Annotated in this window: 13 protein-coding genes, 1 riboswitch and 1 other annotated feature; of the genes, 11 read left to right on the top strand and 2 right to left on the bottom strand. The window is 44.7% G+C overall.

The genetic code is table 11. The annotated features are described in order from the left end of the window. Positions 1-5 precede the first annotated feature (5 nt). Both argS and QUF73_16515 read right to left on the bottom strand, forming a co-directional pair. Entirely contained in the window at positions 6-1,694 is a 1,689-nt protein-coding gene (gene argS / locus QUF73_16520; GenBank protein ID MDM5227767.1) for an arginine--tRNA ligase, read from the bottom strand. Positions 1,695-1,737: 43 nt separating this feature from the next. After that, positions 1,738-1,998 (bottom strand) — a binding site (T-box leader). A gap of 30 nt (positions 1,999-2,028) precedes the next feature. Then, the gene (locus QUF73_16515) at positions 2,029-3,213 is read right to left on the bottom strand and encodes an FtsW/RodA/SpoVE family cell cycle protein (protein MDM5227766.1); all 1,185 of its coding nucleotides are present in this window, start codon (positions 3,211-3,213) and stop codon (positions 2,029-2,031) included. A 364-nt stretch (positions 3,214-3,577) separates the two neighbouring features. Here QUF73_16515 and QUF73_16510 point away from each other — a divergent pair, with 364 nt between their 5' ends. From QUF73_16510 to QUF73_16460, 11 genes are all read left to right on the top strand, one after another. Beyond that, a complete protein-coding gene (locus tag QUF73_16510) occupies positions 3,578-4,354 on the top strand; it encodes a hypothetical protein (GenBank protein MDM5227765.1) in 777 nt (258 codons plus the stop codon). Between the two features lie 80 nt (positions 4,355-4,434). Beyond that, positions 4,435-4,640: riboswitch (cobalamin riboswitch) on the top strand. Between the two features lie 388 nt (positions 4,641-5,028). Then, positions 5,029-6,003, top strand: a complete 975-nt coding sequence (locus QUF73_16505) for an ABC transporter substrate-binding protein (protein MDM5227764.1) — start codon at positions 5,029-5,031, stop codon at positions 6,001-6,003. Then, positions 5,969-7,021, top strand: a complete 1,053-nt coding sequence (locus QUF73_16500) for an iron ABC transporter permease (protein ID MDM5227763.1) — start codon at positions 5,969-5,971, stop codon at positions 7,019-7,021. The genes QUF73_16505 and QUF73_16500 overlap by 35 nt, the downstream gene beginning before the upstream one ends. A gap of 142 nt (positions 7,022-7,163) precedes the next feature. Next, positions 7,164-8,636 (top strand): adenosylcobinamide amidohydrolase, encoded by a 1,473-nt coding sequence (locus QUF73_16495; GenBank protein ID MDM5227762.1) that lies wholly within the window; start codon positions 7,164-7,166, stop codon positions 8,634-8,636. Next, a complete protein-coding gene (gene cbiB / locus QUF73_16490; GenBank protein MDM5227761.1) occupies positions 8,633-9,598 on the top strand; it encodes an adenosylcobinamide-phosphate synthase CbiB in 966 nt (321 codons plus the stop codon). Before QUF73_16495 ends, cbiB begins: the two co-directional genes overlap by 4 nt. Further along, entirely contained in the window at positions 9,573-10,649 is a 1,077-nt protein-coding gene (gene cobD / locus QUF73_16485; protein MDM5227760.1) for a threonine-phosphate decarboxylase CobD, read from the top strand. Before cbiB ends, cobD begins: the two co-directional genes overlap by 26 nt. Beyond that, positions 10,631-11,206 (top strand): bifunctional adenosylcobinamide kinase/adenosylcobinamide-phosphate guanylyltransferase, encoded by a 576-nt coding sequence (locus QUF73_16480; GenBank protein MDM5227759.1) that lies wholly within the window; start codon positions 10,631-10,633, stop codon positions 11,204-11,206. Before cobD ends, QUF73_16480 begins: the two co-directional genes overlap by 19 nt. Further along, positions 11,203-12,726, top strand: coding sequence for a cobyric acid synthase (locus QUF73_16475; protein MDM5227758.1), 1,524 nt, complete (start codon positions 11,203-11,205; stop codon positions 12,724-12,726). Before QUF73_16480 ends, QUF73_16475 begins: the two co-directional genes overlap by 4 nt. Next, positions 12,713-13,504, top strand: coding sequence for an adenosylcobinamide-GDP ribazoletransferase (gene cobS, locus QUF73_16470; GenBank protein ID MDM5227757.1), 792 nt, complete (start codon positions 12,713-12,715; stop codon positions 13,502-13,504). Before QUF73_16475 ends, cobS begins: the two co-directional genes overlap by 14 nt. Further along, positions 13,462-14,079 (top strand): histidine phosphatase family protein, encoded by a 618-nt coding sequence (locus QUF73_16465; GenBank protein MDM5227756.1) that lies wholly within the window; start codon positions 13,462-13,464, stop codon positions 14,077-14,079. The genes cobS and QUF73_16465 overlap by 43 nt, the downstream gene beginning before the upstream one ends. Further along, positions 14,031-14,456, top strand: a complete 426-nt coding sequence (locus tag QUF73_16460) for a bifunctional adenosylcobinamide kinase/adenosylcobinamide-phosphate guanylyltransferase (GenBank protein MDM5227755.1) — start codon at positions 14,031-14,033, stop codon at positions 14,454-14,456. The genes QUF73_16465 and QUF73_16460 overlap by 49 nt, the downstream gene beginning before the upstream one ends. Positions 14,457-14,469 lie beyond the last annotated feature (13 nt).

Raw genomic sequence — 14,469 nt, 5'->3', positions numbered from 1 at the left:
TCCTTTTACATTTGACGGGGCACCTTCATGCCGAGCGTTTGCATGCCGTCGGAAAGAACAATTGTGACTGCTTTGACAAGGGCAAGCCTTGATTTGATGCCGTTATCTTTCTCCAATATTCTTACCTGTCCGTAATATTTATTGAAGGCTTGAGCCACATCAATCAAATATTTAGCCAGGACAGAAGGGGAAAGCTGCATATACGACTGTCTGATTTTTTCAGGATACTGATAGAGCAGCTTGATAATTTCCCAGCTGTAAAAATCAGATAGCCCATTTTCGGCAGATGGGAGGTCGTCTGCCTTGCGGAGCAGGGAATAGGCCCGGGCATTAGTGTATTGCAGATAAGGCCCTGTTTCTCCTTCAAATGTCAGCATTTCTTCAAGTGAAAAATCAATATTATTCATGCGGTCATTTTTCAGATCATGGAACAGAATAGCCCCGATGCCGACTGCTTCAGCGACTTCATCTTTATTTTCCAAGCCGGGATTTTTAGCCTCAATATTATTCTTTGCGAGAAGGATTGCTTCATTCAGGACCTCCTCAAGAAGGATGACTCTGCCTTTCCGGGTAGACATCTTTTTTCCATCTTTTAAATAGAGGCCAAACGGGACATGTGTCATATTATCCGCCCACTCATAGCCCATCTTTTTGATAACGTTTTTAACCTGCCTGAAATGGATGCTCTGTTCCTGACCGACAATGTATAGGGAGTGATCAAACTGATAGGTTTCTTTTCTGTAAAAAGCGGCAGCCAGATCCCGTGTTGCATACAGAGTCGCTCCGTCGGATTTTTTTATCAGGCATGGAGGAAGGTCTTCATCAGGCAGCTGAACCACCTCTGCACCATCAGACACAGCCAGCAGGTCTTTTGCCATCAGCTCAACTATGACGGGTTCCATTTTATCATTATAAAAAGCTTCGCCATTGTATGAGTCAAAATGTATGCCAAGCATATCATAAACCCGCTGGAATTCTTTCAATGATTCATCTCTAAACCAGCTCCAGAGTGCTTGAGCTTGCTCATTTCCGTTTTCAAGCTCTTTGAACCAGGAACGCGCTTCATCTTCAAGGGCTGGGTTAGCTTCTGCTTCTACATGGAAGCGTACATAAAGGCTCAGGAGTTCCTTTATTGGATTTTCCTTCACTTTTTCCGGGCTGCCCCACTTTTTATAAGCAGTGATCAGCTTGCCGAATTGTGTGCCCCAATCGCCTAAGTGGTTAATTCTGACCGCTGTATAACCGCATTTTTCGGCTAGGCTGCCGAGGGCGTTTCCAATGACCGTAGACCGCAAATGGCCCATGGAAAAGGGCTTTGCGATGTTTGGCGAAGAGAAATCAAGTACGGCTGTTTTGCCTGCGCCATCATTCAGCTGCCCATATTCTTTTCCTTCGTTCAAGATTTTTTTCATTATGACGGCACTGGCTGACTCTTTGGAAAAGAAGATATTAATGTAAGGACCAGCAGCCTCTGTCTTTTCTATATGCGATCCCTGAATCAGGCACGCTGTCTCTTCAGCAATGAAGGCAGGTGATTTCCTGAATGCTTTTGCAAGTGTAAAACAGGGAAAAGCAAGATCGCCATGTGCCGGATTCCTTGGCGTTTCGATTAAGTCTGCAATTGCTTCTTCAGAAAGCTGACCTTTCAGCACTGAAGCCAGCTGAGCTGTGAAAATAGCTTTGAAATTGATCATATTAACACCTCCTGGAAAATAAAAAAGCCCGTCTCTATATAAATATAGAGACGAGCTGAAATCCACCCGCGGTACCACTCTGATTGTCCAAAGGACCTCTTCTGAAAGGACGTTTCAAAATATGTTTGAACGCATTTCCTAAAGGGGTTTGGTAACGGGACTCCTTACCCGGCATAGCCTATTTTTCTTTCAGCTATGCATCTCCGAAGTGCGCTTCACGAAAGGGCTTTCCGACAGGCTTGCACCCTCCCTGTCTCGCTTTTAGGAAAGAGCCCTTTGCTACTCTCTTCATCATAGACACTAAATATATTAATGTTATTATACGCTGTTGGAATTATTTTGCAACATAATTTGAATCGGTTGAAAACATATAAGTTCTGTGATGGTAGCGAATGCTGAAAATCAAACCCATCGCCATCATGTTCCCCATAAGCGAGCTTCCGCCGTAGCTGATAAACGGCAGCGGAATGCCGGTGATTGGCAGCACCTGAATAGTCATACCGATGTTTTGAAATACATGGAAGGTGATCATACTGATGACCCCGACGCAAATATAGGTATTAAAAGGGTCGGTCGTCTCCAAGCCGGTTTTAGTTAAGTGATAGATGAGCAGAAAGAAAAGACTGATTACTACACTGGCACCAAAGAAGCCGTACTCCTCGCCAATGACGCTAAAAATAAAATCAGTATGGGCATCAGGCACATACACCTGTCTGTCAGTAAACCCTTTTCCGGATATTAATCCTGAGCCTATTGCGAGCATGGAGTTGTACAGCTGCATTCCGGCTCCCTGCTTGTGGTTAACCGGGTCAAGCCAGGAATAAATCCGGCTGAACTGATAGGGGTCTATCCCAAGATACTTCTCCAAAATTTCCGGTGCTATGATGACCAGATAGAGCACCGTTCCCGCGAAAGCGCCAAGGATTCCATAAATCGGAACAAGGATTTTCCAGGTGATCCCGGAAACCAGGATGATTCCAGTTAATATGGCGATGATGACAAGGGCGGTACCAAGGTCTTCAATAATAATCAATCCTAATGGAGGCAATGTGGCTGCCCCTAATTTGATTAGAAGGAAAAAGTCCGTGCCTGCGGTCTTTGCCTGATATTTCAGATGGTGGTCAGCGATGATTTTGCTAAGGGCAATGATAAGGAATACCTTAACAAACTCTGAGGGCTGCACAGAACCAAGTCCAGGAATGATATACCACAATGTAGCCCCTTTGCGCTCTGGTGCAATGCTTTCCGGTGCAATGAATAACCCGACAAGCAATAGGATGCCTAAACCGTACAGCGGCCAAGTAAGCCTTCTGATTTGCTCGCTGTCAAAATACATGACAATTGCCACAATGATAGCTCCGACAACATAATTTTTTATTTGTGAGATGACAAAATTCCCTTCATATTGATTGGAGGATTGTCCGCTGTAAATAGCGATGCAGCTGATGAGGAAAAATAGCAGCAGTAGAAAGCATAACGTCCAATCGAATCGGTCTGAGAATCTATTATTCTTGTTCATTTGTATACACCTGGTTTCTTTACCTTTTTACATTTTTATCCTAACAAAGAAAAATAGCCCTTACAATGGAGAGCAGATTACATTTTTTCTTTGCATGTAGTTAGACGAATGAATCAGCATGATGGTTTCTTGTATTTTCAAAAAAACCGGGCATTCTGTTATTTAAAATTTTTTCTCATCAGCAAAGATATTTTCAGCCATTTTTGCTACAATAGGAGAATAAAATACTGGATGTTTGACAGGCAGTTTCAAAAAGAAGCTGTCTTTTTACTAATTTGTGGAGGCGCTTGCGCTATTTTTATCTGCCTAGCCCAGCGCTTTTTTTGAAAACACCAATTTGGGTAACGGTTCGGAGGTTTCGTCATTGAAAAGAAGGAATCATGCTATTCGTGATCTCATCTACATCCATCTAAATGAACAGAATCAGTATGTGATGACTTATGGAATTGAGTTTGCAGAGTTTGCCCAAACTCTTTCAGATTCTATTAATAATCTGCTGTTGTTAAAGCATCGTTTTGAACATGGGGACTTTAATACCCACACGATGTTCGATTATGTGTCAAGGGACAAGCTGGGCAGGCTGGTTGAGGATGATGTATACGGCTATGGCGATTTTTGCTGGATCGACTTTGAGGAAGAGGAAGCGGTGAATGAGCTTCCCGGCCAGACAATTGCAGAGCTTCTTTATCTCGGCCATGTCAAAGAACATCTTAAGCCGCCTTTTTACAATTACCTGAGCAATCGTTATGTGTACCTTGCTCATGATGATGGCTGGTTTAATCGCACATATTATCGTGATCTGAACGATTTTTACCGCATGCTTGGGGAAGTAATCCCCGGTAAAATGGGACAGATGAAAGTTGAAAAAACGCTCCTTGGCATAAAAAAGAAAAAGACGTATCCTCCAATCACCAGAGATGTCCTGCTTTCCTTAAAGTCTCTTATGAAAGAAGGAGCGGTCCTTTCCATTAAGGATATCGAACAGAATCGGGTCCGGATAGAAATTCCTATTTGGATTATTGGGGACTTTGCGAATATGGATGATATGTATGATGAGTATGAAGCTATTGTGAAAGAGCCATGTGAGGCGAAGGTTGTGTTTGATAAGAAAACAAGGGAATGGAAAATATACTCGCGTTAGAATTCTGAACTTTTTTACAACATTCAGCAAATTTCTCTTACTTTTTCTGCGTGATGGTGTATAATCGGAGATAGAAAATTTTATATTCGCATAGAACAGGTGTCTTCTCAAAAGGGTTTTAAAACAGGCTCTTTTGAAGACTTAATAGGGAAGCTGGTGAAATTCCAGCGCGGTCCCGCCACTGTAAATGGAAGCTGTCTGCAAATCCACTGTACAGGAATGTATGGGAAGGAGCAGAACGCACTGACCATGAGCCAGGAGACCTGCCTGAGTCTTAAGCACCCATAAACCTACGAGGATAGGGAGGTGTTTGGTCCGGCCATCCTTTCTCCACTAACTGATAAATGACCATACCAACATCTCCTTACCGTTCGAGGAGATGTTTTTTATTTGGTTGTTTCTAAAAGTCTATGGGTGGCTAACTTAGCTTCTGCCACTGAGTTGATTGCAGCGAAGGGCACTTGACTCCTGCGGGAAGTGAGGGAAGTGAGAGACCCCACAGGCGAAGCCGAGGAGGCTCTCATCTCTCCCCGCGGAAAGCAAGTGCCTGCAGCGGAAATCAACGCGCTTGGTTTGTAAGCTAAAAAATATTATGAGAACCAGCCTTTAATTATTTTAAGATGGTGTTAGACACCACCCGAATTTTGTCGAAAGTTCTAGGAGGATTGCTGAGTATGAAAAAGTTTTATGCATTTTTATTAACGATGCTACTGGCTGCAGGAGTGCTTGCAGGCTGCGGCGAGAGTGCTGAACAGCCTAAAGAAGAGAAAAAGGTTGAGGAAGGGCAGAATGACGGCGGGGAAGAGGCTGCTTTTCCTGTAACGATAAAGGATGCTCTTGATAATGAAATCGTCATTGAATCCAAGCCTGAAAGAATCGTGTCCATGATTCCGAGCAACACCGAAATTGCTTTTGAATTGGGGCTTGGAGAAGAAGTTGTCGGTGTCTCCGATTTTGATAACTACCCGCCCGAAGCTACAGAAAAAGAAAAGATTGGCGGCATGGAATTTAATGTCGAGAAAATTATTTCTTTAAACCCGGATCTTGTCCTTGCTCACGCTTCAAGCGCACATAATTCGGAAGCAGGTCTTCAGCAATTAAGAGATGCAGGTGTGACCGTCCTTGTTGTCAATGATGCGAAGAGCTTTGATCAGGTTTTTGAATCCATTGTAATGGTTGGAACCGCAGCGGGAGAGAAAGATAAAGCAGAGCAGCTCGTTTCAGGCATGAAGAGCAAGCTCGAGGAAATCAAAACAAAAGCTCAGGGCATAAAAGAAGAAGACCGCAAATCGGTATTCGTGGAAGTCTCACCTGCTCCTGAAATCTATACAGCAGGTACAAAAACATTTATGGACGAAATGTTAAGTGCCATCAATGCAGAAAATATCATTACCGAAGAAGGATGGCCAAAAATGGATCCGGAAGCGATTATCGAACGGAATCCGGATGTAATCATCACAACTCATGGCTATTACACTGAAGATGCTGTCGGCAATGTAATGGGCAGGGATGGCTGGCAGGATATAACCGCAGTGAAGAATAAGCAGGTTGCCGATGTTGATTCCGATATGGTAACCCGCTCTGGCCCTCGTATTATTGAAGGAGTCGAGGAACTTGCAAAAGCAGTATATCCGGACGTATTTAAATAATAAGTTTTTAGCTTATATAACAGCAGCGGCTTTCCTGCTTTTTGCCATGCTGATGGGGATTTCAATTGGAACAGTGTCTGTTCACCCCATGACGATTATCAGAGTAATAAGCTCTGAGTTATTTCCTTTTATTTCATTGGAAAACACGGATGCTATGCATTCAAATATCATTATGAATATTCGCCTGCCGCGCGTATTGCTGGCTGGCTTAGTGGGGGCGTCTCTTGCAATTGCGGGAGCCGCCTTTCAAGGTTTACTAAGAAATCCGCTGGCAGATCCATATACAATTGGGGTTTCGTCCGGGGCTTCACTCGGTGCTGTTTTAACATTGTTCTTGGGATTATCCATTCCGTTTGCAGGAATGTTTACGCTGCCGTTATTCAGCATTTTATTTTCCTTTTTAACCATTTTTGCCGTTTTGCTATTTGCCAGAAAAATTGAAAGATCCATGAAAGTGGAAACGATTATTTTAACAGGCATTATCTTCAGTTCTTTTCTTGGCGCTCTAATTTCTCTGATGATTGCCCTGACAGGAGAGGAGCTTAGACAGATTATTGGCTGGCTTCTTGGCAGTGTATCCATGAGAGGCTGGGCGTATATTAAAATTATCATTCCGTTTTTTGTTCTAGGTGCCATCCTTCTCTTAGTGAACAGCAAAGAGCTTAATGCCATGAGCTTCGGAGAAGAAAAGGCTCAGCATATAGGTGTGGACGTTCAGAAAAGAAAGATGATGGTCCTGATAGCTGGCTCCATCTTGACTGGTGCGGCTGTAGCTGTGTCTGGAACGATAGGGTTTGTCGGGCTTGTGATCCCTCATCTGACCAGGCTGTTATGGGGACCGGATCATAGGCATCTATTGCCGCTATCCATTCTGATGGGTGCAGGTTTTCTTATTATTGCCGATCTGGTTTCACGGACGATCATTGCACCTACCGAGCTTCCAATCGGTGTGATTACAGCAATAATCGGAGCACCTGCGTTTGCCATTATTTTAATTAAAAGAAAGAATAAACTTTGAACTTCGATAACTGTCCAGCGCAAGCGTCCACCCATTCAAGGGGGAGTGCCAAGGGGAAGGCTTCCTTGGATTTTCTTCGCAGGAACAAGCGGTTTTTGCTTGTTTCGAAGGCGTATCTTAGTTCAGAAAGAAGTGGTTAATCATGCTAAGCGTTCAGCAAGTTACTGGGGGATATACCGGTGCACCGGTTGTGAAAAATATCAGCTTTGAAGTGGAAAAAGGGGAGCTTTTCGGAATATTGGGGCCGAATGGAAGCGGAAAGACCACGATTCTGAAGATGCTGAGCGGCATTCTGCCTCATAAGTCAGGAGATATACTGATCAAAGGAAAGAACCTTTCACAGTATACACCGAAAGAGCTTGCAAAAATTATTGCTGTTCTGCCACAGCACTCCTCTCAGGCCTTTTCTTATACCGTAAAGGAAACGGTTTCCCTCGGCAGATATGCCCATCAAAAGGGGTGGTTCCAGAGCTGGTCCAGCAAAGATGAAGAAGCGGTCAATCGGGTCATGGAGCAGACAGGCATCTCCCGTTTTCAGGATTATGATATTCAGCAATTATCCGGCGGCGAAAGACAGAGGGTGTTTTTAGCCCAGGCCCTTGCCCAGGAACCGGAAATATTATTGCTGGATGAGCCGACTAACCATCTTGACTTATCCTATCAAAAAGAATTGCTTGATCTCCTTTCTGTATGGTCAAAAGACTGCGGGCTGACGGTCATTTCCATTTTTCATGATTTGAATTTGGCCGGCCTGTACTGTGACCGCCTATTGCTGCTGGAGAATGGCGAAGTCAATATTAACCACGTTCCCAATGAGGTTTTAAAAGAAGGCAGAATACGTGAGGTCTATAGGACGAAGATTGAAAAGCTTCCGCATCCAAGAGTCCCGGCCCCCCAGATGGTTTTGGTGCCCGAACGCTCTCAGGCGGAAAGCCAATCAGTGAATCGAATTGATCGATCCAGTCTTGAGGTAAAGGAAGACTTACTTGTCCTTCGCTCCCCATTTCCGCTGAAAACCATGTCATCAGGTGTAACCGGATCAGGCACCGGCTGGAATCGCATATTTCTAAACCGGCATGTGAGCAAGAATTATGATTGCAGTGATCATAGAGCGGAGATGGCTGATTTTGTCCGGGAGATCGGCTTTGAACCCGGTGAAACCGTGGGGATGATGACCGCTGTATATGTTGAGGATCATAGCAGTAAATTTTATGAAGATGAAACCTTCTCTGTGTATGTGGTTGTGACAGCAGGTGTCGGCAATGCTGTTGATGCCTCGAAAAGTGAAGCACATTCTTATCATCTGACTCCGGGTACAATCAATACATGGGTTTTCGTTAATGGCAATCTGACAGAGGAAGCTTTTATTCAATGCATTATGACTGCAACCGAGGCAAAGACAAGAGCCTTATATGATCAGAAAGTAAAGGATGAAGTCACAGGGACGATAGCGACCGGAACATCGACAGACAGTATTATGATTGCGGCCACACAGCAGGGAGAAAACCTGGAGTATGCGGGTACCATTACACCGCTTGGCAAAGTGATCGGAAAAGGTGTCTACGAATGTACTGTTGAGGCGATAAAAAAATCGCAAAGAAGGATAAAGAGATGATTTTATATCACCTGATCGCTCTAACCTTTGCCTGCATCATAGATAAGCTGATAGGAGACCCGCCAAACTGGCCGCATCCGGTCAGATGGATGGGTGCCCTGATACATAAACTTGAACAAGTTCTTAATAAAGGCCGCCTAAGAAAATTAAAAGGAATTATCATGCTTTTTGTAGTTCTGCTGGCGGCGGGAGGTATAACTTTTTTAATCATCCGTCTCTTCTATGGAATTCATCCGATTGCCGGCATTCTGGCAGAGGGCATTCTTATCTTCACAGCCATTGCACAAAAGAGTTTAAAAGATGCAGCATTGGAGGTCTATGAGCCTCTTGCAGAAGGAGATATGGAAGAAGCAAGATTAAAGCTTTCATACATTGTCGGCAGGGATACAGATCGATTGGATGAGCCAGGCATTGTCAGGGCTGCCGTGGAGACAGTGGCTGAAAACACCAGTGACGGCATTACAGCTCCATTATTTTGGGCCATGATTGGCGGTGCGCCTATGGCCCTTATCTACAGGGCCATTAATACATGCGATTCGATGGTTGGCCATAGAAATGAAAGGTATATAGATTTTGGGTGGGCATCTGCCAAAGTGGATGATATCGCGAACTGGATCCCGAGCCGGCTGACATCGGTTTGCATCATGCTCACACAAAAGCCGGAGCATTCTCCATATGAGGAAGCATGGGGAATCCTTTTAAGAGATGCACCAAAGCACCCGAGTCCAAATAGCGGCTGGGGCGAAGCAGCTGTTGCAGCTCTTCTGGGGGTACAGCTTGGAGGTATTAATTTTTATAAGGGTGAAATCTCTAACCGTGCAACGATGGGAAAGTCAATGGTGCTGCTTGAAAAAGAACATATCATAAAAAGCATTTCGATCATGAACAAGACGGTTTTCTTATTCTTGCTTTTATTATGGACAGGAGGGATGTTCCTTGACTTGGCCTTCACACGGATCTAATCCGCAATATTTATATGAAGCGATGGATAAACCAATGCCGGCAGATCGGATTGATTTTAGCGCCAATATCAATCCCCTTGGACCTCCCCGCGAAGTAAAAGACAAGTGGGGAAACCTTTTCCAATATATAACTGATTATCCGGATCCCCATGCTGCTTATTTAAAAAGCAAATTGGCGGCTGAAGAGGGAATAAAAGAAACACAGATTCTGGTCGGGAATGGAGGCGCCGAGCTAATCACCCTGATTGGCCGGATGATAGCCGGAAAAAGGGTGCTGATTATTCAGCCGGCTTTTTCGGAATATGAAGAGGCCTGCCGGGTTAATAACTGTACGGTTTCCTATCATCAGCTGGAGCCTGAAGACTGGGGTCTGAATATGGAAGCGTTATCCGAAAAGCTCAAATTTACTGATGTTCTTTTCTTCTGCAACCCAAACAACCCGACCGGTGTATTTTACCCCTTATCCATAGTTGAGGAACTGATAAAGAAGTGCAGCATCCATAATTGCCTGCTCATTATGGATGAAGCTTTTTATGACTTTGTTGAAGGATATCAATCTATCGTTCCTTTCATTGGAAGGGATTCGAAAGTTGTGGTTTTGCGCTCCATGACAAAGATGTTTTCGATTCCCGGCCTGCGCCTAGGATACATGATGGCAAGTGAGAGGTTAATTGAAAGAGCGGCTTCTCTGAAACCCCACTGGAGCGTGAATGCCCTTGCTTTAAAAGCAGGAGAATGGTGTCTGGACAGCAAAGAGCATGTCAGGCTGACAAAGAATTTGATCCGGCAGGAGAGAGATAGGCTGGTTCCATTTTATCAGCTATTGGACTATGAGGTTTCTCCTTCTTCAGTTAATTTCTATTTGTTAAGAGATCCGGGCGTTGATGTGCAGCTGCCTCTTTTTCGATTTTTGCTTGAGAAAGGAATTATCCCGAGGCACACAATGAATTTTCCTGGCCTGGAAGGAAGATGGCTGCGCTTTGCGATTAAAGGGCCGAAAGACAACAATGTGCTGATGGAGGCGATGCAGCAATGGCGGAAGGATCGCTGATTTTTATCTCCGGTGGAGTACGGAGCGGAAAAAGCTCCTTTGCAGAGAGGACTGCTGCCGGGCTGGCAATAAAGACGGAAGGTAAGCTTCATTATATTGCTGCAGGAAAAGCATGCGATTCCGAGATGGAGACACGGATTCAGAGGCACCAGGATGACCGGGAAAAGAGCGGTTTAAGCTGGACAACCTGGGAGAAGCCTTCCGCACTTGAAGAGATCTCGGGAAACTTTAATAATCAGGATATTATTCTTTTCGATTGCTTGACCACTCTCTTGAATAATGAACTTTTTAGAGAGGAAGACGTTTGGCGGAACAGAGAATTCCAGGGAAATCTGTCATCTGAAATTCTCAAGGCCATCACTGAAATCCGCAAAAAATGCAGGGCCTTGATCGTTGTCAGCAACGAAGTCTTGAATGAGCCAATTGGCAGAAATGAACTGGTGATTACATATTCAAAAATACTTGGGACGCTTCACAGGAATATAGTTGATATGGCTGGTGAAGCCTATCTTGTTGAAGCTGGTATCCCCATACAAATGAAAGGAGAACCGGAATGAAAGGGATAATGATTCAGGGGACTTCATCTGATGCCGGTAAAAGCCTGATTGCTACGGCTCTTTGCCGGGCATTCTCCAATGAAGGTTTCCGCACGGCTCCTTTTAAATCCCAGAATATGTCCAATAATTCATACGTGACAAAGGATGGAAATGAAATCGGCAGGGCACAGGGCATTCAGGCTGAAGCGGCAAGAACTGAAGCTGCTGTCTGGATGAATCCCATTCTCCTTAAGCCTCAATCCGCTCAGAATGCGGAGGTTATTCTCCTTGGAAAAGCAGTCAATTCCCTATCAGGAAGAAGCTATCGGGAATCCTTTTATGAAAAGGGGCTGGAGACCATCAGAGAGGCACTGAGTCTGCTTGATGCTCAATATGAGCTGCTTGTGATAGAGGGAGCTGGCAGCCCTGTTGAAATTAATTTAAAAGATAAAGAGCTTGTTAATATGAAAGTCGCTGAAATGGCGGATGTGCCAGTCATCCTTGTTGCCGATATTGACAGGGGCGGTGTTTTTGCCAGTATTGTTGGAACCCTGGAGCTTTTCACCAAACAGGAAAGACAGCGGGTTACGGGCATTATCATTAATAAATTCCGCGGAGATATCACACTGTTTGAGGATGGCATCCGCTGGATCGAGGAAAAGACGGGCATCCCTGTCCTTGGCGTTCTGCCTTACTTGGATGACCATATGATCGATGCAGAGGATTCCCTATCCATTCAAGCTGCTGTTCCAAGGGCTGGAGGAGGTATTCTGGATATTGCTGTGCTGCGGCCGCCATTTATTTCAAACTTCAGTGACATCGATCCGTTTTACTATGAAGATGACGTGAACATTAGATGGGTAAGGCATTTATCGGAGGCTGGCTCGCCTGATGCGGTGATCATTCCCGGCACAAAGAGCACGATTCGCGATTTGCGCTATTTCAAGGAAAAAGGTCTGGCTGACTGGATTGTGCGCTATGCTGCCGATGGAGGTTCAATTGCGGGCATTTGCGGAGGATACCAGATGCTTGGCAGGAGATTAATCGATATGGCAGGTTCTGATACCGGGAATCCTTATGAAAAGGAAAAAGGCTTGAATTTGATACCGGCAGATACCATTTTTCATGAACGCAAGAAGACCGTGCAGGTGAAGGGCAGTCTGCATTCAAGCACGAACCTTCCCGTAAAAGAAATCTTGGATGGATATGAAATCCATTTGGGTGAAACAGTTCTTGAAAAAGACTTTGATGGCAATCGCCTTCTTCTGCTTCAAAATGGCGAAGAAGATGGATTCTATGGAAATGAAGGCCGTCTGGTAGGGACGTATATGCACCACATCTTCCATAATGATGAATGGAGGGGTGCGTGGCTTAACTCCCTGCGCAAACAAAAAGGCATTCCAAGTAAAGAGCCTGTCCGAATAAAAGCCCTGAAGGATAGGAAATACAACGAACTGGCGGAAAATATGATTCAGCATCTTGATTGGGAAAAATTAAAGGAAATCGTCTTTAGCTGGAGAAAACAGAATGAAATGGCTTAAAGGATTATTGATCAACCTTCAATTTTTTACAAGCATTCCCATTCCAATATCCCTGCCCATGGATAAGCCTCATTTGGAGAAGGCCATCAGAACCTTCCCTATAGCCGGCCTCATTCAGGGAAGCATATACGCATTTATTCTCTATGCTTTTCTTGAATGGACTCCTTTTTCACTCCTGGCTGCGGCCTTTGCCGTCTGGCTGGCCGGCATTTTGCTGACCGGCGGGATTCATCTTGATGGGTGGATGGATGCGAGCGATGCGTTCTTCTCCTATCGCGATCAGGAGAGGCGGCTGGAAATCATGAGTGATCCCCGGGTGGGGGCGTTCGGGGTGCTGTCCATCATCGTATTGCTGGGTGCCCGTTTTCTATTTATCTATGAAATTGTACTTTTATCAAATCCATATTCCTATTTTTTAATCACAGTAATTCCTTTTTTAAGCAAGATGGTAATGGGGGTATTGCTGATAAAAGTTAAGGCAGCCAAAAAAGAAGGGCTAGGCTCATTATTTCAGCAGGCTGCTTCTAAAACCACCTTATCTATTTACCCTATCTTCCTTCTGGCCGCCGCGGCAGCTGCTGGGCTGGCTGGTTATCCTGCCATTGTTGGATTTCTTTTCATGGTTCTTTTTTCAATATTGTTATTCGCATTCTTATCAAGGAAAGTCATTGCCTGGTTTGGGGGAATGACAGGGGATGTGCTTGGGGCCAGTGTGGAAGGGACGGAGGTGCTTTTATGGATGATACTGTGGCTGTTGCATTATTTCGTCATGGGCTGACAGAAGCCAATAAGTCCCATGCTTATCTGGGATGGACAGATTCCCCTTTGTGTCCGGAACATAGGGATAAGCTTGCCGCGGCGCCTCGGGACTATAGAAGAATTTTTGCAAGTGATTTAGGCAGATGCATGAAGACGGCAGCTATTCTTTTCCCGGATCATTCTATTGAATCCTGTCCCGAATGGAGAGAAATGCATTTTGGTGAGTGGGAAGGCAGGACTTATCAAGAGCTGAAAGATAACCCGGCTTATCAAAAATGGCTGGAAGCTCCTTTCTCAGAAGTGATGCCTGGAGGGGAATCCTTTTCAGCATTTTCAGCAAGAGTTGATAAAGGGTGGCAGAATTTAACCGATCAATTGCTTCGGAAGGATATTCGTGATGCTGCCGTTATTACACACAGCGGAGTCATAAGATACCTTCTTGGAAAGTATGCACCGGAGAAAAAAGAATTCTGGGAATGGCAAGTTCCTTTTGGAAGAGGCTATGAGCTTAGATGGACACGGGAAGAGTTTAGGAGGGGAGAGAGATGCACTTCATTACAGGAGGCGCCTTTAACGGGAAATCCCGATGGGTGAAGGAATTTTATCAATTGGATGATACTCCTCATAAATGGATTTCAGCTTATCATGGTGAGTTGGCTGGCGATTTGGGTCAAAAACTAATCGTCTATGAGGGAATCGAGCTGATGATTCGGGAATGGTCACAAGCGCTGGAGTTTGAAGAGATTCGGGACAAATGGCAGGAGATGCTGGCAGAATGGCAGGAGTGGGAAAAAACAGCTGTCAATCGAAAGATCGTTTTAATCGGATCTGATATTTCAAAAGGCATTGTACCAATGGAAGCAGCTGACCGAAAGTGGCGGGATGCGTCAGGCTGGGCCTTTCAGGATGCCGCTGCTGCTGCAGATAGAGTTGATTTGATTTGGTATGGCATCAGTCAAAAAATAAAATGAAATGGGGAATTGC

Origin of the sequence: Cytobacillus sp. NJ13, from assembly GCA_030348385.1 — a bacterium.
GTDB lineage: Bacteria > Bacillota > Bacilli > Bacillales > Cytobacillaceae > Cytobacillus.
Note: the sequence above shows the minus strand (reverse complement) of the source record. Positions and strands in the feature narration are given on the sequence as shown.